The sequence below is a fragment of the Clostridium sp. CM041 genome, from assembly GCF_055081035.1.
This window is the reverse complement of the sequence record NZ_CM143648.1, coordinates 2,366,655-2,390,480: the sequence shown is the minus strand read 5'-3', so window position 1 is coordinate 2,390,480 and position 23,826 is coordinate 2,366,655. Positions and strand designations below refer to the sequence as shown.

At 33.5% G+C, this 23,826-nt stretch carries 10 protein-coding genes, 7 tRNA genes, 3 rRNA genes and 2 pseudogenes; 20 read left to right on the top strand and 2 right to left on the bottom strand.

What is annotated here, in order from left to right; all coding sequences use genetic code 11:
* The first annotated feature begins 67 nt into the window (after positions 1–67).
* The 20 genes and pseudogenes from gyrA (at position 68) to ACWJJT_RS11045 (ending at position 20,926) form a co-directional block, all read left to right on the top strand.
* Positions 68–2,641 carry a DNA gyrase subunit A gene (gene gyrA / locus ACWJJT_RS11140; RefSeq protein WP_462954756.1) on the top strand — a complete coding sequence of 858 codons (2,574 nt, stop codon included), beginning with the start codon at positions 68–70 and terminating at the stop codon, positions 2,639–2,641.
* A gap of 530 nt (positions 2,642–3,171) precedes the next feature.
* Positions 3,172–4,690 (top strand): 16S ribosomal RNA (locus ACWJJT_RS11135).
* A gap of 292 nt (positions 4,691–4,982) precedes the next feature.
* Positions 4,983–7,908 (top strand): 23S ribosomal RNA (locus tag ACWJJT_RS11130).
* A 189-nt stretch (positions 7,909–8,097) separates the two neighbouring features.
* Positions 8,098–8,214 (top strand): 5S ribosomal RNA (rrf, locus tag ACWJJT_RS11125).
* Together the 16S, 23S and 5S rRNA genes with 2 tRNA genes alongside form the textbook arrangement of a ribosomal RNA operon.
* Before the next feature lie 8 nt (positions 8,215–8,222).
* A tRNA-Ile gene (locus tag ACWJJT_RS11120) sits at positions 8,223–8,299 on the top strand.
* A 5-nt stretch (positions 8,300–8,304) separates the two neighbouring features.
* Positions 8,305–8,380, top strand: a tRNA-Ala gene (locus ACWJJT_RS11115).
* A 146-nt stretch (positions 8,381–8,526) separates the two neighbouring features.
* Positions 8,527–9,024 carry an HD domain-containing protein gene (locus ACWJJT_RS11110; protein WP_462954755.1) on the top strand — a complete coding sequence of 166 codons (498 nt, stop codon included), beginning with the start codon at positions 8,527–8,529 and terminating at the stop codon, positions 9,022–9,024.
* A gap of 174 nt (positions 9,025–9,198) precedes the next feature.
* Positions 9,199–9,714 carry a transcription repressor NadR gene (locus ACWJJT_RS11105; protein ID WP_216304407.1) on the top strand — a complete coding sequence of 172 codons (516 nt, stop codon included), beginning with the start codon at positions 9,199–9,201 and terminating at the stop codon, positions 9,712–9,714.
* A 25-nt stretch (positions 9,715–9,739) separates the two neighbouring features.
* Positions 9,740–10,903 (top strand): DUF362 domain-containing protein, encoded by a 1,164-nt coding sequence (locus tag ACWJJT_RS11100; protein WP_462954754.1) that lies wholly within the window; start codon positions 9,740–9,742, stop codon positions 10,901–10,903.
* Positions 10,904–10,909: 6 nt separating this feature from the next.
* Positions 10,910–13,621, top strand: a pseudogene (locus ACWJJT_RS11095) (UPF0182 family protein); the annotation flags it as partial.
* A 261-nt stretch (positions 13,622–13,882) separates the two neighbouring features.
* Positions 13,883–16,099: a hybrid sensor histidine kinase/response regulator gene (locus ACWJJT_RS11090; RefSeq protein WP_462954753.1), complete on the top strand. Its 2,217-nt coding sequence runs from the start codon at positions 13,883–13,885 to the stop codon at positions 16,097–16,099.
* Between the two features lie 172 nt (positions 16,100–16,271).
* A complete protein-coding gene (locus ACWJJT_RS11085; RefSeq protein ID WP_462954752.1) occupies positions 16,272–17,669 on the top strand; it encodes an FAD-dependent oxidoreductase in 1,398 nt (465 codons plus the stop codon).
* A 37-nt stretch (positions 17,670–17,706) separates the two neighbouring features.
* Positions 17,707–17,946 (top strand): annotated as a pseudogene (locus ACWJJT_RS11080) (DUF1667 domain-containing protein); the annotation flags it as partial.
* A 50-nt stretch (positions 17,947–17,996) separates the two neighbouring features.
* The gene (gene serS / locus ACWJJT_RS11075) at positions 17,997–19,280 is read left to right on the top strand and encodes a serine--tRNA ligase (protein WP_462954751.1); all 1,284 of its coding nucleotides are present in this window, start codon (positions 17,997–17,999) and stop codon (positions 19,278–19,280) included.
* A 219-nt stretch (positions 19,281–19,499) separates the two neighbouring features.
* A tRNA-Ser gene (locus tag ACWJJT_RS11070) sits at positions 19,500–19,590 on the top strand.
* 27 nt (positions 19,591–19,617) lie between these two features.
* Positions 19,618–19,708: transfer RNA gene (locus ACWJJT_RS11065), tRNA-Ser, on the top strand.
* Positions 19,709–19,832: 124 nt separating this feature from the next.
* Positions 19,833–19,923, top strand: a tRNA-Ser gene (locus tag ACWJJT_RS11060).
* Between the two features lie 27 nt (positions 19,924–19,950).
* Positions 19,951–20,041, top strand: a tRNA-Ser gene (locus ACWJJT_RS11055).
* A 229-nt stretch (positions 20,042–20,270) separates the two neighbouring features.
* Positions 20,271–20,798, top strand: coding sequence for a GNAT family N-acetyltransferase (locus ACWJJT_RS11050; RefSeq protein ID WP_462954750.1), 528 nt, complete (start codon positions 20,271–20,273; stop codon positions 20,796–20,798).
* A 51-nt stretch (positions 20,799–20,849) separates the two neighbouring features.
* Positions 20,850–20,926 (top strand) — tRNA-Arg (locus ACWJJT_RS11045).
* 368 nt (positions 20,927–21,294) lie between these two features.
* Here the strand turns inward: ACWJJT_RS11045 and ACWJJT_RS11040 are convergent.
* Complete coding sequence (locus tag ACWJJT_RS11040) at positions 21,295–22,179, bottom strand: phosphatidylserine decarboxylase (protein WP_462954749.1); 885 nt, start codon at positions 22,177–22,179, stop codon at positions 21,295–21,297.
* A 27-nt stretch (positions 22,180–22,206) separates the two neighbouring features.
* Positions 22,207–23,808 carry an ABC1 kinase family protein gene (locus ACWJJT_RS11035; RefSeq protein WP_462954748.1) on the bottom strand — a complete coding sequence of 534 codons (1,602 nt, stop codon included), beginning with the start codon at positions 23,806–23,808 and terminating at the stop codon, positions 22,207–22,209.
* Positions 23,809–23,826: the final 18 nt, after the last annotated feature.

Here is a 23,826-nt window from a genome sequence, read left to right as displayed (position 1 = left end):
ACCCATGGAGTATGATGAAATTACTTTCTAGAGTGGCATTAAAATATTTTGTTTAAAGAGGTGTAACATGATTAATAATCAGGGAAAAATTTTACCTATTGATATAAGACGTGAAATGAAAAAATCTTATATAGATTACGCTATGAGTGTTATTGTAAGCCGTGCGCTTCCAGATGTACGAGATGGTCTTAAACCTGTCCATAGAAGAATATTATTCTCTATGCATGAATTAGGATTAACACCAGAGAAAGGATACAGAAAATGTGCCAGAATTGTAGGGGATGTTTTAGGTAAATATCACCCACATGGTGATACTGCAGTGTATGGTGCATTAGTTAGAATGGCTCAAGATTTTTCACAAAGATGTACGTTAGTTGATGGTCATGGAAATTTTGGTTCTGTAGACGGTGATTCAGCGGCGGCAATGAGGTATACAGAAGCTAAAATGAGCAAAATTACAACGCAAATGCTTAGAGATATTAATAAAGAGACAGTAGATTTCATTCCTAATTTTGATGGAGAAGAAAAGGAACCATCAGTTCTACCATCAAGATTTCCTAACCTTTTAGTTAATGGATCGACAGGAATTGCTGTTGGGATGGCAACCAATATACCTCCACATAACCTAATAGAAGTTATAGATGGGGTACTTATGGTTATTGATGAACCGGAAGTTACTATAAGCGATTTAATGACAAGAATAAAAGGTCCGGATTTTCCTACGGGAGGAATTATTCTAGGAAGAGCAGGAATAAAAAGTGCTTATGAAACAGGAAGAGGAAGAATACTTGTAAGGGCTAAAACAGATATTGAAGAGAACAAAGGAAGAAATACGATAATAGTAACAGAATTGCCTTATCAAGTTAATAAAGCAAAACTTATAGAAGGTATTGCAGATTTAGTAAAAGATAAGAAAATAGATGGAATATCAGATTTAAGAGATGAATCAGATAGAGAAGGTATGAGAATTGTTATAGAACTAAAAAGAGATGCAAATCCTAATATAGTATTAAATAGGCTATTTAAACATACGAGGATGCAAGACACTTTTGGAGTTATAATGATAGCACTTGTAAATGGTGAGCCTCAAACTTTAAATTTAAAACAAGTTTTAGTTCATTATTTAGACCATCAAAAAGATGTAATAAAAAGGAGAACTCAATTTGATCTTGATAAAGCATTAGCTAGAGCTCATATTTTAGAAGGTATGAAAATTGCGCTAGACCATATTGATGAAGTAATTCGTTTAATAAGAGCATCTAAAAATATTAGTCAAGCTAAAGAAAGTTTAATTAATGCTTTTGATTTATCAGAAAAACAAGCAACTGCTATTGTTGAAATGAGACTTGGAAGACTTACAGGTCTTGAAAGAGATAAAGTAGAAGCTGAGTATAACGAAATAATGAAGACTGTTAATTATTTAAAAGGAATATTAGCAGATGAGATAGTGTTATTGGGCATAATTAAAGACGAACTTATAGAAGTTAGAAATAAATATGGTGATACTAGAAGATCGTCAATAGAAAAAAACCCATATAGCATAGATGAGGAAGATTTAATTCAAGAGCAAGATATTGTAATAACACTAACCCATGCAGGTTATATAAAGAGGCTTCCAGCTGATACTTATAGTGCTCAAAAAAGAGGGGGTAGAGGGATACAAGGTGTTACTACAAAAGAAGATGATTTTGTGGAACATATTTTTACAACCACCACTCATAATAATATTTTATTCTTCACAAACAAAGGAAGATCATTTAAATTAAAAGCATATGAGATTCCAGAAGGTGGAAGAACAGCTAAGGGAACAAACTTGATAAATATTATACCTTTAGATAGCGATGAAAATATTCAAGCAGTTATATGTCTTAAGGAATTCTTAGAGGATAATTATCTTGTAATGGGAACAAAACATGGCTTAATTAAGAAAACATCACTTGATAAATATGCTGCTATAAGAAAGAATGGTTTAAATGCAATAAATTTAAGAGAAGATGATGAACTAATTGGAGCTGCAATAACTACTGGAGATAGCGAAATGCTGTTTGTTACAAGAAATGGTTATTCTATAAGATTCAGTGAAAAAGATGTAAGAGGTATGGGAAGAACTGCAACTGGAGTTAAGTCTTTAACTTTAAGACAAGGCGATATTGTAGTGTCTATGAATATAGTTAAGCCTGAAGAAGAACTTTTAGTTATAAGTGAAAATGGATTTGGAAAGAGAACCTTGGTTTCAGAATACTCACTCCAACGTAGAGGTGGTAAGGGCGTAATAACTTATAAGGTGTCAGATAAAACAGGAAAACTTGTAGGGGCTAGAATAGTAAAAGATGGAGACGAAATGATACTTATAAACAGTAATGGTGTTGTTATAAGATTAAATGTAGAGGGAATATCAACTACAAGTAGGAATACCATGGGAGTTACTTTAATGAGGAATGGAGAAGGAGATAATATAGTTGCTATAGCTAAAATAAATTGTAGTGATGAAATTAATACAGAAGAGAATTCTTTGCAAGAAGAAACAAATTCTGTGCAAGAAAAAGCTGACTCTGTTCAAGAGAACATTAAAGGAACTTCTGATAATGAGGAATATGACTTAGAAACAACTAGTGAAGTAAATGATAAAATAGAAGATTAAAATATTAAAGTGCTTATTTGGAATTATTTCAAATAAGTACTTTTTTATTCTATAGTTACGTATTATAACTAACCTAGTGTATCTCAAGCAGTAAATCAGAGAAAAACAAAGATATATATATAAGGATTAGTATAATCTATGTAGGAATAGAACTATCGTAAATACAGTATCAAATAGATTTGATACAATACTCCTTGTCGTTACGAATTAGTAACAACAGCAGTTTAATTTTAAAAATCAAATATTTTTCTAAACTCAAAATAATATTTGAAAAAATAGAAAAATATATTGACAATTTTAAAATTAAATAGTAGAATGGTAAAAGTCGTCACATGATGACAAATTAAATTGGTCTTTGAAAATTAAACAGAGAAATAGGTAAAGATAGCGAAATAATATTTCGTTAAACCAGTTAATTACTTTAGTATAAAGTAAAATTTAGTCGTAAGACTAAAAGTAAGTAATGAGCTTGCGAATCAACTTAACAGTTGTCGCAGATTAATCATTTCAACTAAAAAAGTGTAAACTTTTAAATTGAGAGTTTGATCCTGGCTCAGGACGAACGCTGGCGGCGTGCCTAACACATGCAAGTCGAGCGATGAAACCTTTCGGGGTGGATTAGCGGCGGACGGGTGAGTAACACGTGGGTAACCTGCCTCAAAGAGGGGAATAGCCTCCCGAAAGGGAGATTAATACCGCATAATATGTTTTGGTCGCATGATCGAAACATCAAAGGATTTTTCTTTTAGAAAATTCCACTTTGAGATGGACCCGCGGCGCATTAGCTAGTTGGTGAGGTAACGGCTCACCAAGGCGACGATGCGTAGCCGACCTGAGAGGGTGATCGGCCACATTGGAACTGAGACACGGTCCAGACTCCTACGGGAGGCAGCAGTGGGGAATATTGCGCAATGGGGGAAACCCTGACGCAGCAACGCCGCGTGAATGATGAAGGCCTTCGGGTTGTAAAGTTCTGTCTTCTGGGACGATAATGACGGTACCAGAGGAGGAAGCCACGGCTAACTACGTGCCAGCAGCCGCGGTAATACGTAGGTGGCAAGCGTTGTCCGGATTTACTGGGCGTAAAGGATGCGTAGGCGGACATTTAAGTCAGATGTGAAATACCCGAGCTTAACTTGGGTGCTGCATTTGAAACTGGGTGTCTAGAGTGCAGGAGAGGTAAGTGGAATTCCTAGTGTAGCGGTGAAATGCGTAGAGATTAGGAAGAACACCAGTGGCGAAGGCGACTTACTGGACTGTAACTGACGCTGAGGCATGAAAGCGTGGGGAGCAAACAGGATTAGATACCCTGGTAGTCCACGCCGTAAACGATGAATACTAGGTGTCGGGGGTCGAACCTCGGTGCCGCCGTTAACACATTAAGTATTCCGCCTGGGGAGTACGATCGCAAGATTAAAACTCAAAGGAATTGACGGGGGCCCGCACAAGCAGCGGAGCATGTGGTTTAATTCGAAGCAACGCGAAGAACCTTACCTAGACTTGACATCCCCTGCATAACCCAGAGATGGGCGAAGTCCTTCGGGACAGGGTGACAGGTGGTGCATGGTTGTCGTCAGCTCGTGTCGTGAGATGTTGGGTTAAGTCCCGCAACGAGCGCAACCCTTATCATTAGTTGCTACCATTAAGTTGAGCACTCTAGTGAGACTGCCCGGGTTAACCGGGAGGAAGGTGGGGATGACGTCAAATCATCATGCCCCTTATGTCTAGGGCTACACACGTGCTACAATGGTGAGTACAAAGAGATGCAAGACCGCAAGGTGGAGCCAAACTCAAAAACTCATCCCAGTTCGGATTGTAGGCTGCAACTCGCCTACATGAAGCCGGAGTTGCTAGTAATCGCGAATCAGCATGTCGCGGTGAATACGTTCCCGGGCCTTGTACACACCGCCCGTCACACCATGAGAGTTGGTAACACCCGAAGTCCGTGAGGTAACCGTAAGGAGCCAGCGGCCGAAGGTGGGATTGATGATTGGGGTGAAGTCGTAACAAGGTAGCCGTAGGAGAACCTGCGGCTGGATCACCTCCTTTCTAGGGAGTAGATGTATTGACTTCGGTCGATGCAATAGAAGAATATTAATTTGTTCTTCAAAAATATCTATTGTAATTAATCGTACCTAGTTCTCTGTTTAATTTTGAGAGACTAATTTTATCTAACTCTTAGGAGTTAGATAATGAATAGTTTTTCTTAAAATGTTCTTTGAAAATTGCACAGTGAAAAAAGTTGTTTTAAAAAAATTAAAACTACGCAAGTAGTTTATAAATTAATTTAATACAATTTCGCAAAATTAATATAACCGTCTATGTAAATAGACAGAATCAAGGTCAAGCTACAAAGGGCGCATGGCGAATGCCTTGGCACTAGGAGCCGAAGAAGGACGCGTTAAGCTGCGATAAGCTTTGGGTAGGCGCAAATAGCCTGTGATCCAAAGATTTCCGAATGGGGGAACCCACATAGTAACAACTATGTACTGCATACTGAATAAATAGGTATGCAGAGGTAGACCCGGGGAACTGAAACATCTAAGTACCCGGAGGAAGAGAAAGAAATATCGATTTCCTAAGTAGCGGCGAGCGAAAGGGAAAGAGCCCAAACCCAGGTCTTTGACCTGGGGGTTGAGGATAGATCATAAATACTGCAATTCCTTAATTGAAGATAGCTGGAAAGCTGCTCCGCAGAAGGTAATAGGCCTGTAAATGAAAAGGAAAAACAGTCAGATCTAATCCAGAGTACCACGAGACACGTGAAACCTTGTGGGAAGCTGGGAGGACCACCTCCCAAGGCTAAATACTACCTAGTGACCGATAGTGAAGAAGTACCGTGAGGGAAAGGTGAAAAGAACCCCGGAAGGGGAGTGAAATAGAACCTGAAACCGTGTGCCTACAACCGGTCGAAGCACTTTATATGTGTGACGGCGTGCTTTTTGTAGAACGAGCCAACGAGTTACGATATGTAGCAAGGTTAAGTACTTAAGGTACGGAGCCGAAGGGAAACCAAGTCTGAATAGGGCGCATAGTTGCATGTCGTAGACCCGAAACCGGGTGACCTATCCATGGCCAGGATGAAGCGGAAGTAAAATTCCGTGGAGGTCCGAACCACGTTGGTGTTGAAAAACCATGGGATGAGCTGTGGATAGCGGAGAAATTCCAATCGAACTCGGAGATAGCTGGTTCTCCTCGAAATAGCTTTAGGGCTAGCGTCGATTAATTGAGTAATGGAGGTAGAGCACTGAATGGGCTAGGGGCTGACAACAGTTACTGAACCCTATCAAACTCCGAATGCCATATACTTTTATTTCGGCAGTCAGACTGCGAATGATAAGATCCGTAGTCAAAAGGGAAACAGCCCAGACCATCAGCTAAGGTCCCAAAGTGTAAGTTAAGTGGAAAAGGATGTGGGATTTCTAAGACAACTAGGATGTTGGCTCAGAAGCAGCCACTCATTTAAAGAGTGCGTAATAGCTCACTAGTCAAGAGATCCTGCGCCGAAGATGTCCGGGGCTAAAACTTACCACCGAAGCTATGGGTGTACACAATTGTGTACGCGGTAGAGGAGCTTTCTGTACTGGCTGAAGTCATACCGTAAGGAGTGGTGGACGGTACAGAAGTGAGAATGTTGGCATGAGTAGCGAGAGTTAAGTGAGAATCTTAACGGTCGAAAACCTAAGGTTTCCTGAGGAAGGCTCGTCCTCTCAGGGTTAGTCGGGACCTAAGCCGAGGCCGAAAGGCGTAGGTGATGGACAATCGGTTGATATTCCGATACCACCAATGGACGTTATTAGAAATGGGATGACGCAGGAGGATAAGATGTGCACACTATTGGATGTGTGTCTAAGCATTTAGGCGGAGCAGACAGGCAAATCCGTTTGCTCTTAACGCTGAGATGTGATGGGGAAGGGAATTTATTCCTGAAGTATCTGATTCCACGCTGCCAAGAAAAGTCTCTATCGAGGATATTGGTGCCCGTACCGCAAACCGACACAGGTAGGTGAGGAGAGAATCCTAAGACCATCGGAAGAATTGTTGTTAAGGAACTCGGCAAATTGACCCCGTAACTTCGGGAGAAGGGGTGCCTACGAAAGTAGGTCGCAGAGAATAGGCCCAAGCAACTGTTTAGCAAAAACACAGGTCTCTGCTAAAGCGAAAGCTGATGTATAGGGGCTGACGCCTGCCCGGTGCTGGAAGGTTAAGGGGATTAGTTAGCGCAAGCGAGGCTATGAACTTAAGCCCCAGTAAACGGCGGCCGTAACTATAACGGTCCTAAGGTAGCGAAATTCCTTGTCGGGTAAGTTCCGACCCGCACGAATGGCGTAATGATTTGGGCACTGTCTCAACAACACATCCGGCGAAATTGTAGTGCAAGTGAAGATGCTTGCTACCCGCGATTGGACGGAAAGACCCCGTAGAGCTTTACTGTAGCTTAGCATTGAATTTCGGTATTGTCTGTACAGGATAGGTGGGAGACTGAGAAACATGGGCGTCAGCCTGTGTGGAGTCATCCTTGGGATACCACCCTGACAGTACTGAGGTTCTAACTGGAGGCCATGAATCTGGTCACAGGACATTGTTAGGTGGGCAGTTTGACTGGGGCGGTCGCCTCCAAAAAAGTAACGGAGGCGCCCAAAGGTTCCCTCAGCGCGGTTGGAAATCGCGCGAAGAGTGCAAAGGCAGAAGGGAGCCTGACTGCGACACTTACAAGTGGAGCAGGGACGAAAGTCGGGCTTAGTGATCCGGTGGTACCTCGTGGGAGGGCCATCGCTCAACGGATAAAAGCTACCTCGGGGATAACAGGCTGATCTCCCCCAAGAGTCCACATCGACGGGGAGGTTTGGCACCTCGATGTCGGCTCGTCGCATCCTGGGGCTGAAGTAGGTCCCAAGGGTTGGGCTGTTCGCCCATTAAAGCGGCACGCGAGCTGGGTTCAGAACGTCGTGAGACAGTTCGGTCCCTATCCGTCGCGGGCGTAGGAAATTTGAAGGGAGCTGTCCTTAGTACGAGAGGACCGGGATGGACAAACCTCTGGTGCACCAGTTGTCACGCCAGTGGCATCGCTGGGTAGCTATGTTTGGAAGGGATAAACGCTGAAAGCATCTAAGCGTGAAGCCCACCCTGAGATGAGATTTCCCATAACTCGCACGTAAGTGCGGTGTTAGTAAGACTCCTGGAAGACCACCAGGTTGATAGGTTAGAGGTGTAAGCATGGTAACATGTTCAGCTGACTAATACTAATAAGTCGAGGGCTTGACCTAAATAAATAATTAAAAGTAATGCGATATATTTCTTCCGCAGGAACTATTTCTTTCGTAAGAAAGAAACTAGCTTCTGACAAAGGAAGAAAATTAATTCACTGTGCAATTTTGAGAGAATATCTCATAAAGTATATTGACAAGTTAACAATAGCTTGGTATAATTTAATTGTAAGGTTAATGCCTTATAAATCTGGTGATTATGGCATGAAGGTAACACCCGTTCCCATACCGAACACGAAGGTTAAGCTTCAATGCGCCGATGGTACTGCAGGGGTGACCTTGTGGAAGAGTAGGTTGTCGCCAGGTCAATACATGGATCTTTAGCTCAGCTGGTTAGAGCTACCGGCTCATAACCGGTCGGTCCGGGGTTCGAGTCCCTGAAGGTCCACCATATGTGGGGATATAGCTCAGCTGGGAGAGCACCTGCCTTGCACGCAGGGGGTCAAGGGTTCGATTCCCTTTATCTCCACCAAAAAACAGTCCAAATATGGGCTGTTTTTTATTTCGTCAAAAATTAGTCCTTAACGACATTTCAGAAGGAAATGATTTAATTATAGATTTATTAGGTAAAATGTATTACAATATAAAAGCAATAATATGAAATATGAAAGGAACTTTATGATGTCACTATATAGAGTAAAGCAGTTTTACAGGGCAATGGTTTCGAAGATCAATGATGAAGATTTAGAGTTTCTTAAAATGCATTTAGAAACTTATGAATTACAATTATTAAACCAATTACCTACTTATGAGCAAAAACACTGTATAAATGTAGCTAGGGATGTAAAATTAATTTGTAATCAAAGAAAGTTAGAATCAAATGATTTGATAAAGGTTGCATTGCTTCATGATATAGGTAAAATATATAATAGTATGAATCCAATAGATAAAGCTATAATGGTTATAATTCACAAGGTGACAAATGGAAAAATTAGAACATATAAGAAAAATAAAAATGTTAATATTTATTATAATCATGGAGATATAGGATATAGTTTATTAAGGAAGTATGGTTACAACGATAGAATTTTATTTTTAGTGAAAAATCATCATAATAATAATATAACAGGTGATATAGAATTAGATTTATTAAAAGAATGTGATGATAGAAATTAAGAAACTAATATATAGTTTCTTTTTTTGATTTATCACAGTAAAAGTATATATTAGATAAATATACTTATAAAAAAGGATGCTTTTAATTTAAAATCATTTATATGTTATAAAGTATTTCTAATAATACATAAAGAGTGATAGAATATAATTAAATACAAATATTGGGAGGGAAAAATGGATTCAAAGGAAAGAAGAGGATATATTAAAAACAAATTGTTTAAAGACAATATTACATGTAAAGGTAACTTTTTAGCAGAGAAACTAGGGGTTACAAGACAAGTTATAGTAAAAGATATTGCAATTATAAGGGCAGAAGGTGTAAATATAATTGCGACTTCAGAAGGTTATTTAATACCTAAAGAAGAAAGTAATTATGTAAGGCGGGTAATTGCAGTTTCACACACAAGAGACGATATATATAATGAGCTTGAATGCATTGTAAAATTTGGGGGTATAGTAGAGGATGTAACAGTAGAACACTCTTTATACGGTGAAATAAGAGCAATGCTCATGATAAAGACAATTATGGATATTGAGAAATTCACAAGAAAGTTTAAAGAATTTAGTGCCAAGCCATTATCCTCGTTAACTAAAGGAATACACTTACATACTATAAAAGCGGATAATGAAGAGATTATAGAGTGTATTATAAAAGAATTAAAAAATAAGAATTACTTAATTTGTGAGTAATTTAATTATTAAAGGAGAAAGTATTATGGAAAATGTTGCACTTTTAAAATGTACGGAATATGATGTCGATTTAGTAGAAAAAAAGTTGCGAGAGGGATTTGAATTATTAGGTGGACATCAATTTTTGAAACAATTAATATCAAAAAACAGTAAAGTACTTTTAAAGCCTAATATGTTAAGTGTTGAGAGTAAAGGGTCGCCAGTAGTAACTCATTATGCTGTTTTTGAAGCAGTAATTAGAGTTATTAGGGAATATTCTAGTTACATTAGCTTTGGTGATTCGCCTGGCTTCGGAGATTCAAGAAAAGCAGCAGAAAAATCTGGTCTTATGGAGGTTGCTGATAAATACGGAGTTACTTTTGAGGATTTTAAAGAGTCAGTACATATTAAATTAGATAATTCTATTTTATGTAAATCTTGGAATATATCTAAAGCTGCTTATGAGGCAGACGTTGTTATATCACTGCCAAAACTTAAAACACATGCTATGGCCTATTATACAGGAGCTGTAAAAAATCAATTTGGTTGTATACCAGGAACGCAAAAAGCAACTTGGCATACAAGAATGCCTGATGCAAATAATTTTTGCAAGATGCTTTTGGATTTGAATACGGCCGTTGGGACTAATTTTGCTATTTTAGACGGTATAATTGCTATGGAAGGTAATGGACCTAAAAGTGGACAGCCATATAAAATGAATACTTTAATTATGGGACAGAGCTTAACAGCTGTGGATTCCACTGCCGTTAGACTTATAGGTTACGATGATCCTTTGGATACACCTGTTTTAAAAGAAGCATATGATAGCAAATGGGGAGTAGTACTTTCAAAGGATATAAACATACTTGGTGAAGACTTAGAATCTATGAAAGCAAAAGATTTTAAACTATGTAGGAAGGGAGGTAACTTTTATTTTATAAACCCAGGGGTAACTAATTTTCTAAGAGAAATGATAGCACCAAACCCAACCCTAATCAAAGAAAATTGCATAGGTTGTGGAAGGTGTGCTGAGGTATGTCCAGAGAAGCCCGCGGCGATTGAGATGGTACTAAAAGGAGACATATTAAATCCTAAATGGAATATGCATGAATGTATTAGATGTTTTTGTTGTCAGGAATTATGCCCAGTTGGTGCAATTGAAACAAAATATTCAAAGTTAGCTAAATTACTAAAATTAGATAAGAGGTGATTTTTTACGAAAAGAAAAAAGACCATAGCTATCATTATAGCAATAATAGTAATAATTTTAGCTTTCTTAGGTAACATAATTAACTTTGCTATAAACATACAGTGGTTTAAGGAAGTAGGATATTTATCAGTATATTTTACTAAATTAACATCAATTATAAAGTTAATGATACCAGTGTTTATGGTGAGTTACATTGCAATATGGATGTATTATAAAACATTTAAAAGTAGTATTTTAAGATGGAAAAAGGTTGTTGAAGTGAATAAAAATAAAGAAAGATTAAAACGCAAAATTATTATATTTATAAATATTATAATCTCTTTTATAGTTTCGATTACATTTGCTTCTAACTATTGGTATACAATACTTCAGTTCGCGAATGCTACAAGTTTTAATACTGTAGACCCATTATATAAAAAAGATATTTCATTTTTTATATTCAAACTTCCATTAATTGAATCACTATATCGAATGTTCATAACTTTGCTAGTAGTATTAGTAATTATTACTATAGTAATATACATCACATTAACTGCAAAGGATCATATATTACATTCCAATAAAGGAAATATATTTTCTAAACTTAAAAACTTTAAGAGTGGAATAACTAAATTTGCAGGAAGGCAGCTTTCCATAGTGTCTTCACTAATATTGATGGTAGTAGCTCTTGGATACTTAGTAAAAGCTTGGAATCTAGTATACTCGCCAAGAGGAATAGTATTTGGAGCAGGATATACAGATATACATGTAACCTTAAGGTTTTACCAAACAATAGCGGTGGTATCTTTAATTGCAGCCATAATTACATTTATAAGTATACTAAAATATAAAACAAAGCCTGTGATTATATCTGTTGTTGTGGTTGTTGCATTAATTTTTGGGGAACATATAACAGCAAATCTAGTTCAAAAGTTTCAAGTTCAATCGAATGAAAAAACTTTAGAAAAACCATATATTCAATATAATATAGATAATACGAGAAAAGCTTTTAATTTACATACCATAGGAGAAGTTCCATTTGAAATAAAAAATGATTTAACGAAAGAGGATATTAATTTTAATAAAGATACTATTGATAATATAAAAATAAACTCTTTTAAACCAGCATTAGAATTTTATAATCAATTTCAATATATGAGGTTTTATTATGGATTTAATGATTTAGATATTGATAGATATAATATAAATGGGAAATACAATCAAGTATTTATTGCACCAAGAGAAATTGAGTTAGAGTCATTAAAAGACAATTCAAATACTTGGCAAAATAGACATCTAGTTTATACTCATGGATACGGTGTGGCTATGAGTAAGGTAAACTCTGTAACAAGTGAAGGTCAGCCGGATTTTGTGATTAATAATATACCTTTAGAAAATAAAACAAGTATAAAAACAGATAATCCTAGAATATATTTTGGTGAAAGTACCAATGATTACAGTATAGTCAATACAAAAATTGGAGAGTTAGATTATCCTAAGGGTGGAGAAAACCAAATTAATAACTACGATGGAAAAGCTGGAATAAAGATGAGCGTCGCAAATAGAATCTTATTTGCAATAAATAAAAAAAGTACCCAGTTTTTATTATCCAACGATATAACTTCTAATAGTAAAATATTAATTGATAGAAATATAGTTCAAAGAGTAAAAAAAATTGCTCCATTTTTAACGTATGATAGTGATCCATACATTGTAATTAACGAAGGAAGATTATACTGGATTATAGATGCATATACAACCTCCAATAGATATCCGTTTTCACAGCCACAAAATGGTGTGAATTATATGAGGAATTCAATTAAAGTTGTCATTGACGCATTAGATGGAATACCTGAATTTTATATAGTCGATAAAAAGGATCCTATAGCAAATAATTATTCAAAGATATTTACAAAGCTATTTAAGGACTTAGAGACAGTTCCTAGTGGTATAAAAGAACATTTTAGATATCCAGAAGGCTTATTTAATTTACAATGTAATGTACTTGGCAAATACCACATAACTGATCCTGGAGTATTTTATAACGGAGATGATGTATGGTCTATAGCAACTAACAAAGAGAAGGTTGTGGGTAAAAATGAAAAAAACAAAGCTTCTTATGTAATAATGAAACTACCAAATGAAAGCACAGAAGAAATGATATTACTTGAATACTTCAACACTAAAGGGCGAGATAACATGGTATCATTATTGGGAGCAAGGATGGATGGGGACAATTATGGAAAAATGGTTTTATATAAATTCCCACCGAAGCAAACAGTATATAGCCCTGTACTATTTAAACAAAAGATGAATCAGGACACTATAATATCAAAAGAATTATCACTTTGGAATACCCAAGGTTCACAAGTCCAATTTGGAGAAACGTTAATTATACCAATTAAAAACTCTTTGATTTATGTAGAGCCTATGTATTTGAGAGCTAAAGGTGAGAAAAGCATACCAGAGATGAAAAAGGTTATAGTGTCTTATGGTGATAAAATAGTTTTAGCTGATAATATAGAGTTAGCGCTTGAACAAATATTTGATTATACAGATAAAAATAATATATCCCAAACTAAAGAAAAATCAAATTTAGATGAAAAATCATTGGAAAATATAAAAGTTGCTAAAGAAATTTATAACAAGGCGTTGGAAGCTCAAAAAAATGGTAAGTGGGCTGAATATGGGATATTTATAAAACAATTAGGTGATACATTAAATAAAATAAGTGAGTAAAATATATTTAAATATAGTTAACATAATTAAGACATATTAAAAACTCCTCAGTTTTAAATAGGTTTATATTACATTATATTATCATGAAATGTTATCTTAGGGCATATATTGTTATATGTCCTTGCTTTTATAGTATAATTTGTTTTGCGTTATGTAAAAATATATAGAGTGAGATAAATATTGTATAAAACAAAGGAATTTGAAATAAAATGTCGAATAAGTTTATATATATAAGAGTATAAGGGGTATGGGGGTTATGTTATGAAATATACAAATGATAATTTGTATAAGGCTGGGAAAAATTCATTGTGTATAGGTACAGATTCTTTAAATATTAATAATTTACCTAAAGTAATAATAAAAAATATTTCAGATGCTCTTATAAACGGAGAGAAAATTATATTTTTTACAGATGATATATTCTATAAAAATATTGAAAAAAACTTTGAGGGTGATGAAGATTTCATAACGCAAAATATAAATGAAGGTATCTTTAATATAAAAACCTATAATATTGATACTTTTGAGTATGACTATAAAGAATTTTTAGATATTATTTTTGTTGTTAGACAAAAATTGAGAATAATATGGGATTTTAAAAATGTAATTAGAAGAGTTGGAAAAGTAGATGTTTTAATTAAATGTGTTCAAAAAATAATAGAATGTTCAAAACATAATATTTCTAATATGGTATACATTGATAATAATGTATATAATTTCAATAAACTACATAGACTTAGTAATTTATTTCAAACATTAATTATTATAGATAGAAATAAAGAAATGGAATTTAAAAATAAAAATGAAATAGAAAAAGCAATTTGGATGCTTCAGTCTAATTCACAACTAAAATATCAGAATAAAAATCTAGTTTTATTTAATGATATTTTTTCAAATATACCCCAAAATACAGATGAAAATGAATTCAGAGGAATCGTAATGAATAAAATTAAGGATGTATGTGATGTAGATTTTTGTATTTTACATAGTTCAATTAAAGAACAAGAAAATACGATAGAAATGGGTAATTATTATGGGATCACTAAAAAACATAAATACTATTTGATTAAGGATATAAAAACAATCCATTACATTAATTATTTCAATGAAATGGTATTAAATAGTAGTGGAGATGCATTATTAAATTCAAGTGAAATAGAGGACTCAGAATTAGCAGAAAAACTCAGGTTATTAGGTATAGTAAGCTATATGGCTATTAATGTAGAATATTATGATAGTTCTAAGGGTGTAATATGTATAGGAAGATATAAAAATAATAGGGAGCTATCTAAAAATAACATAGAACATTTAAAATCAATATGTAAAACTGCATTTTATTTAATTGAGGATCAAAAAAGATTCTCTGATATGCGAAATAGACTAATACAAAACGAAAAACTAAGGGCTATGGGAGAAATGGCTGCGGGAATAACTCATGATATAAATAATATACTTACACCAATCGTAGGCTCAGTTCAACTTTTAAAGGATACAACTAAAGAAAAAGAAAATTTGAAGTTGCTTAGTATTATAGAAATATGTGCATATGATGGAATCAATATTACTAATAAGGTTAAAAAATTAACCCAAAAATGTAATGGAAAAGATAATAATTTTGAAATCTTTAGTGTAGATAATGTAATTTCAGATGCAATAGATTTAACTAAAAGTAAATGGCTAACTGGAAGTAGTTTTAAAGGAATAAAAATAAGCATAATTAAATCATTAAAATCTAATGAGGAGATGCAAGGAAATATAACAGAAATAAGAGAGGTATTTATAAATATAATAGCAAATGCTATAGATGCTATGCCAAAAGGTGGTAAAATAGAATTTATTACTAAAAACAAAGCTAATATGGCAATTATAGAAATAATAGATAATGGAATGGGAATGGGAAAAGAGATTCAAAAAAGAATATTTGAACCGTTTTTTACAACGAAGGGAAATTATGGTTCAGGGCTTGGATTAAGTATTTCTTATAATATAATACTTTCACATAAAGGGAGCATGGAAATTGAAAGCAAACAAAATGTAGGAACTTCTTTTATTATTAAATTACCTCTTTGTGAAAAAATAATTAAAAGTGATGACGTAGGATTAAGGGATGTAATTGATTTTGAAGGGAACATTCTTGTTATCGATGATCAGGAGCAAATAAGAAATGTTGTTGCTAGTATGATAAAGTCAATTGTTAAATGTAAAACGAAGGCTTGTGGGTGTGAAAATTTAGACTCAGAGTTAAAAAGGAGAAAATATGATATAATTGTATGTGATTTTACCATGCCGAGGATTAATGGATTTCAGGTTGCTGAAAAAGTTAAACAAATAAACAATCAGACATATTTTTGCTTAATGACGGGTTGGGTGGGATCTTTTGAAGGTCAAGAAATGAATAATGTTGATTTCATTTTAAATAAACCTATAAATAAAGAAAGTTTAAAGAAAATGTTTTCTTGTTATAGTATGAGAGATTAAAGATTCATGAAATGATAATTACGTCTAAAATACGGGCGAGAAGAAGGATGGATGACTGTTCTTTTTTTTAGTGAAATCAGAAAAAAATTTAACATATTGAGTCACATGTTTAAAAAAAGGATATAATAATAATGTAAATAAAAATAGTTTTGTTTTATGTTGGAGGGTTACTATGGACTATGACGTACTTATTTTGGGCGGAGGAATAATTGGATGTGCGGTCGCTTATGAGATATCAAAATATAATCTTAATATAGCTGTTATTGAAAAAGACTATGATATAGCTGATGATGTAGCATTAATAAACACTGCTATGATATATAATGGTATTGAAAGTGAAGATGCTTTGACTGCAAAGCTTGAACGTATGGGTAATAAAATGATGGATACGATAAGTGCTAAATTTAATGTTCCATTCAAAAGGTGCGGTTCCTTAATAATTGCTCAAACCGATGAAGAGGTTGAAATAATCAAAAAAATATATAATAGAGCAATAGAGCGAGGCACGAAGGACGTATTTATTTTAGAACCAGAATACATATATGAAATGGAACAAAATTTAAATATAGATGTTAAAAAAGCATTATATTCTAAAAATACGGGTGTAATTTGTCCGTTTGATTTAGCATTATCTTATGGCGAAGTGGCATTCGATAATGGTGTAAAATTTAAATTAGAAGAAGAAGTAATAGATATTCAAGAAATATCAAAAGGGTTTAGAGTTGTTACTAATAAAAATAAACTCACTTGCAAAATGGTAATAAATACAACGCCTTCAGAAAATTACAGTATAGTAAATGAAAAAAAGATTCATGCAAATAACAATGAAGAAATATCAAAATATATACTTTTAGACAATGATAAAAAAGCAAGATTTTCGCATGCATTATTTATGATTAATGTTAAAGGGGAGAGTATGTATACAATTCCAACTATGGAGGGGGATACTGTAGCTGCTTTTGATACAAAAAAGAATATTAGTTATGATGAAATAGTAAATAGGGTATCCAAGATAACAAATGGTCTAGACGATATGGATGTTAAAATGTTTTTAGAGTGGCCTTTTTTCGAAGAGCCTATGATAATTGATGATAGCGCAATAGATGATGGACTTATTCAGATCAAAGGAAAGCACTATGGTCAAGTTACCATGACACCCGCTATAGCAAGCATTGTATGTGAAAGTGTAGTGAGCAAGATGGAATGCAAGCTCAAAAAAGATTTCAATGATAAAAGGCGAGAGTACTATAAGTTTAGAGAATTGTGTGACGAGGAAAGAAAAAGTATTATTAAGATAGACAAAAAATATGGTAATATAATATGCGGATGTGAAAAAGTAACTGAAGGTGAAATAGTGGATGCTATAAGGAGACCTTTAGGTGCACGGACGGTAGAAGGTGTTAAAAGAAGAACAGGTGCTGCATTTGGAAATTGCCAAGGATCACATTGTTTAAACAAGATTGTTTCTATTTTAGCAAGAGAAACCAATAAGAAAATGACAGAGATAGTTAAGGACTCAAAAAATTCTAATATTGTATTATATAGAATAAAAGAATTTGATAGTATGTAGGAGATGATTTTATTTGAGCGAAGAAACTGATTGCAAAATTAATGAAACTAAAGCAATATTAACAACTCTAGTTAGAATAAAAGGATCTGAATTACGAAATGTAGTTCCAGTAAAAAGTAGTAAACCTATTAGTAAGAGGTTATGGATCGAATGCTCAAAAGCATTAAGCAGAATACATGTAGGTCCTCCTATAAAAATAGGGGATATAGTATGTAAAAACGTACTTAATACCGGAGTTGATATTATTTGCACAAAAAATATCGAAAGAAATACTTAATTAAGATTTTAGAAGAATAAATAATTAATAATACTTAAGGAGGAATAGTCATGTTAGATTTAAAAAGAATAAGAAATAATCCAGAAGAAATAAAAAAATTAATGAAAAATAGAGGGGAAAATTTTGATTTATCAGTAATTGATGAAGTGGTATCTCTTGATAAAGCAAGAAGGGATATATTAGTTGAGGTTGAAGAATTAAAAAATAATAGAAACACTCAATCTGCGCTTATACCGAAGCTAAAGAAAAGTGGAGAAAATGTAGAAGAAATTATGGTTAAAATGAAAAAACTTTCAGATGAAATTAAAAATTTTGATATTGAACTATATGAAGTAAATGAAAAGATTAAAAATATCATGTTAAGCATTCCAAATATACCGAGTGTAAATGTGCCAGAAGGGGACACGGAGGAAGATAATGTTGAAGTGAAAAAATGGGGAGAACCTAAACATTTCAGCTATGCGGCTAAAGCACATTGGGATTTGGGAACAGACAATGATATTTTAGATTTTGAAAGAGGCGCAAAGATTACAGGTTCAAGATTTACAGTGTATAAAGGCCTCGGAGCAAGGCTTGAAAGAGCACTAATAAGTTATTTTTTAGATCTTCATGTTGATAACAATGGGTATACAGAAATACTGCCTCCATATATGGTTAATAGACAAAGTATGATCGGTACGGGTCAATTACCTAAGTTTGAGGAAGATGCCTTTAAAGTGGCTAATACAGACTATTTCTTAATACCGACAGCAGAAGTACCTGTTACAAATATTTATAGAGATGAGATATTAAATGGTCAAGATCTTCCTATAAAGCATGTTGCGTATAGTGCTTGTTTTAGACAAGAAGCAGGTTCCGCAGGAAGGGATAGTAGAGGACTTATAAGGCAACATCAATTTAATAAAGTAGAACTTCTTAAATTCACGAAACCTGAGGATTCATATGCAGAGCTTGAAAAGTTACTTATGGATGCAGAGTCAGTATTACAAGGACTTGAATTACCTTATAGAATAGTTAAAATATGTAAAGGTGATTTAGGATTTACAGCATCATTTAAATATGATATTGAGGTTTGGATGCCAAGCTACAACAAGTATGTTGAAATATCAAGCTGTAGTAATTTCGAGGATTTCCAAGCAAGGCGTGCCAACATTAAGTATAAAGATGATAAAAAGGATAAAGCTAATTATATTCATACACTAAATGGATCAGGGGTAGCTATTGGAAGGGCATTAGCTGCAGTACTTGAAAACTACCAGAATGAAGATGGATCAGTAACTATTCCAAATGTTTTAGTGAAGTATATGGGAGAAAAAACATTAATCTCAAAATAAGTATTTAAATTATTAATTTATATGATAATAATAAATGAGCAACTTAAGTATTTAACAAATCTCCTTCTGAAGTCGTTAATATTTCAGCGACCCAGGAGATGAGTTAATATTAAGTTGTTTATTTATTATAGTATATAAAATTAAAGTTTATGACATGAAATATAAATGTGTTGACAGGTGATGTTTATGCTGATATAATGAACCTTGTCGTTAAGATATGGAGGGATGGTCGAGTTGGTTTAAGGCACCGGTCTTGAAAACCGACGTACGTGAAAGCGTACCGTGGGTTCGAATCCCACTTCCTCCACCATTTTTTAACGACATAAAATTAAGCTATGGAGAAATACTCAAGTGGCTAAAGAGGTGCCCCTGCTAAGGGTATAGACTGGGCAACTGGTGCGAGGGTTCAAATCCCTCTTTCTCCACCAGCAGCATCTAACATTTGTTAGATGTTTTTTATTTTCACATAATATATTATTTTGGTAAATGTTTTCAAAAAAATATTGACATTATATCAACATGCTGATATAATAAACCTTGTCGTTAAGATATGGAGGGATGGTCGAGTTGGTTTAAGGCACCGGTCTTGAAAACCGACGTACGTGAAAGCGTACCGTGGGTTCGAATCCCACTTCCTCCACCATTTTTTAACGACATAAAATTAAGCCGTGGAGAAATACTCAAGTGGCTAAAGAGGTGCCCCTGCTAAGGGTATAGACTGGGAAACTGGTGCGAGGGTTCAAATCCCTCTTTCTCCACCAAAAGTATCTAACAATTGTTAGATACTTTTTTTTCTTTATTGAATAACTAGAAGGTGAATTATACGCCCACTGAAGTTTTTTATTTGTTAGGGAATGTAACTCATGCTATATAGGAGGGAGACTTTCCTTCTAAAAATTCGTTATATTACAAAATAAGTAATTTGCTTATTGAATTAAAAGTAAATAAAAGGTATAATTATAGTATTAAAATAATAAAGAAGGCTAAAATATGTTAAAAGGTAATAAAATATTATTGAGATGTGTAGAGAGACGAGATTTGAATATATTTTATGATATTTGGGCTGATGAAGAGGTTAGAAGACTTGATGGTAATTTCAGATTGCCTCCATCTAAAGAGGATATATTAAATAATTTTAATAAATTTATTAATCTTGATAAGAAATATCTTAGCATTATAAATGAAAAAGGGGTAGTTGTAGGATATATAACGTTTAGAGAAATTAGTGAAAGTAAGAATGTATATGTATTAGGTATAACTGTAGGTCAAAACTTTTGGAATAGAGGATATGGGCAAGATTCTATAAAGGTTTTGTTAAAATATTTATTCATGGATATTGCCGCGTATAGAGTAGAACTCGAAGTACTAGATTTTAATTTAAGAGCAATTCAATGTTATAAAAAATGTGGGTTTATAGAAGAGGGAAAGAAGAGAAAGACTTGCTTTTCCTATGGAAATTATAGGGATGTAATTATTATGGGAATTCTTAAAGAAGATTTTGTAGATAAAAGTTTGTAAATAAACCTTTACTATTAACATATAATATGGTAATATAGTAATGATATATATGCGTTGGTAGCTCAGTTGGATAGAGTAGCTGGCTACGAACCAGTTGGTCGCAGGTTCGACTCCTGTCCGACGCACCATAGAAGCCCAGTAACTGTAATAGTTACTGGGATTTGTCGTATTTTGAAGTTTGTATAAAATACAATAAGTTATGAAAAAGAAGCAGGGATTTTATATTATCGCCGCTTCTTTTGTTTTTGTTAAATGGATTTTTAAGTTTAACGATATCTTATAAGGAAAGTCGCCCTCTTCTATAAGAGGGTATTACGGACTATAACAAAGAGAGAACTTCAATGGGAGTCTAAATCTACTTCTGAAGTCGTTGATATTGAAGCACCGAAGGTGATGATTTAATTGATGTTATAAAAACAACTATTTTTTCTTAACATAAGCATTATAATATATAAAGTTGAGAACTAATTATGCATAAAAAAATAGGACTGAAAAGTTATTTCAGTCCTATTTTTTCTCCCATTAATACAGAAGTTTCAAAACCCAATTGCGTTTGATTTAGTAAATCCTCATGAATTTTTACGGTATCTTTTTTAAAAAATAGGATTACAGTGGAACCACCAAATTTGAAATATCCTTTTTCCTCTCCTTTTGTAATTTTGGCATCTGTACTATAACTTTGAAGAATTGAACCTACGCAAGTAGCACCGACCTCCATACAAATAACATCACCAAAGTTATCGGAGTGAAAAATACTCCATTCTCTTTTATTTTGGCAAAATAATTTTTTTACATTTTTTAATGCTATAGGGTTTACAGAATAATAATGACCTTTGATTCTAGTTGTATCGCTACAGACACCATCATCAATAAAATGAAAGCGATGATAATCAGTTGGGCATAATCTAAAGATTAAGCAGGTACCTCCATCGTACAAATTGTATATTTCATTATCTTGGAGTAGTTCTTTAAGCGAATAAGTAAAGCCTTTTATTTGAACTAAATCATTTAGGCTAATATTAGCGTAAGCCGAAATTTTGCCGTCACAAGGTGAGATTAAAATATTATTATTTTTATCAATTATTCGGGCACTTGTATTTAAAGGTCTTATAAAAAAATCATTAAAAGACGAATACTCATTATAAGTCTTAGTGTATAAAGACATATCAATATCAAAATCTTTAATAAAATTTTTGATTTTTCTAGAACTTATTTTTGTGTCGCAGTAATAACCATATAATTTTGAAAATAGCTTTTTCTTAAGTAATAACTCAACTAGTCCTTTTCCAGAAGGAGAGGAATAAGACCAATTTAAATACTTTTCACCAGCGACCTTTTCAATTTCATATTTATTTTGTTTTCTATTGTAATACTTAATCATAAGAATACCTCGTTTTTATAGTTTATATTATAATTTGCCGGATTTTATTATAGAAATTAATAACCAAAAGCCCATAAATGCCGCAGCCAAAAAACCAGTTATACCAATAAGTGATATATTATATATTTTAGGACCTATATCAGAATTTAAAATTGTACAAGATCCTATAATCATTGAAGAAATAATAAGGCCAAAAACTAATCGGTTTATGCCTTTATTTAACTCGTTTATAGGAGCACTTAAATTTTTATGTTCTAATTGAAGTTTAGCTCTTCCAGTCATTAGACTTTCAGATAATTCTATAATTTTTGATGGAAGTCTAAATGAATCTTTTATAAATGAATATGTATAAATAAGTAAAGTATTAGAATCTAGATTTTTTAATAAAGAAAATTTATTATTATCTTTTACATAGGGTATAGCTATATCTATTATTTTTATATCAGGAGCGATACTTGCTATTACACCTTCTAAAATTACAAGAGCTCTTATTAGAAGTGTAAAATCACGAGGCAGACGAATATTGTTTTGTTTAGCTATATTAAAGATTTCAGAGAGCATAACGGAAATCTGAATGTTGTTTAAAGAAACTGAAAGATAATTTACAATTAGATAATCTAAGTCTTCATATAGTTTATTCCTATCTACATAGCCCTTTTTTATTCCTATAGATAAAAGAGATGAAATCATTTTATTTATATCATTAAGGACAACAGCTGATATCATATCATTTAGTGTTGATTTTAATGAATTTGAGAGACTCCCCATAATTCCAAAGTCAATAAAACAAATTTTACCTTCGCATATAAATATATTTCCGGGGTGTGGATCTCCGTGAAAAAAGCCATCTTGTAGAACTTGTTTTAAGTAAGATAAAGCTAATTTCTTACCTAAATCATCAAGATCATAATGAAAAGTTAGGAGCTGTTTCATATCATCTACTTTAAAGCCATAAATTCTTTCCATGGTTAAAACCCTAGTACCAGATAAATCTTGAACCACGTAAGGTACATATAAAAATGCAACATCTTTGTTGAGATTTTTAAAGTTATTTATATTTTTAACTTCATTGTTAAAATCAAGCTCAAGTTCAGTTGCTAAAAGTATTTCATGTAAGGCTTCTTCAGGGTCAATTGGTGAATCAGAGAATTTTGTTTTTGTAAATTTTATTATACGAACGAGTATAGAAATATCTAGTTTCATCTTTTTTGCAATATCTGGTCTTTGTATTTTAACTACTACCTCCCTACCATCCTTTAAGGTAGCCTTATGCACTTGAGAGATAGATGCAGAGGCTAAAGGTTCTTCGTAAAACTTTTGAAAACACTCAGTTGTTGATTTTCCAAATTGATCAAAGAATACTTTTTTTATGGTTTCAATGTTTTCTGGAAGTACGCTATCTTGGAGCTTTGATAGTTCTACTATATAAGCTGAGGGTAATAAATCTGGTCTAGTACTCAATATTTGGCCAATCTTTATAAAAGTAGGGCCAAGCTCTTCAAAGGCTTTCCTTAAATTTTCAGGGAGTTTATTTTGTTTGTTAAATTTAGAGTCTATAATATATCCAAAGCCATAAGAGCCAAGAACTTTGATAATTGTTCTAAATCGATTAACAGAATTACGTCGCATTTTATACCTCACTTAAAT

What these genes read in the sequence shown, in the direction of transcription:
- ACWJJT_RS11090 (WP_462954753.1), top strand. Translation starts at nt 13,883, where the DNA reads ATGAAATATACAAATGATAATTTGTATAAGGCTGGGAAAAATTCATTG.
- ACWJJT_RS11085 (WP_462954752.1), top strand. Translation starts at nt 16,272, where the DNA reads ATGGACTATGACGTACTTATTTTGGGCGGAGGAATAATTGGATGTGCG.
- ACWJJT_RS11050 (WP_462954750.1), top strand. Translation starts at nt 20,271, where the DNA reads ATGTTAAAAGGTAATAAAATATTATTGAGATGTGTAGAGAGACGAGAT.
- ACWJJT_RS11110 (WP_462954755.1), top strand. Translation starts at nt 8,527, where the DNA reads ATGATGTCACTATATAGAGTAAAGCAGTTTTACAGGGCAATGGTTTCG.
- serS (WP_462954751.1), top strand. Translation starts at nt 17,997, where the DNA reads ATGTTAGATTTAAAAAGAATAAGAAATAATCCAGAAGAAATAAAAAAA.
- ACWJJT_RS11040 (WP_462954749.1), bottom strand. Translation starts at nt 22,179, where the DNA reads ATGATTAAGTATTACAATAGAAAACAAAATAAATATGAAATTGAAAAG.
- ACWJJT_RS11035 (WP_462954748.1), bottom strand. Translation starts at nt 23,808, where the DNA reads ATGCGACGTAATTCTGTTAATCGATTTAGAACAATTATCAAAGTTCTT.
- ACWJJT_RS11105 (WP_216304407.1), top strand. Translation starts at nt 9,199, where the DNA reads ATGGATTCAAAGGAAAGAAGAGGATATATTAAAAACAAATTGTTTAAA.
- ACWJJT_RS11100 (WP_462954754.1), top strand. Translation starts at nt 9,740, where the DNA reads ATGGAAAATGTTGCACTTTTAAAATGTACGGAATATGATGTCGATTTA.
- gyrA (WP_462954756.1), top strand. Translation starts at nt 68, where the DNA reads ATGATTAATAATCAGGGAAAAATTTTACCTATTGATATAAGACGTGAA.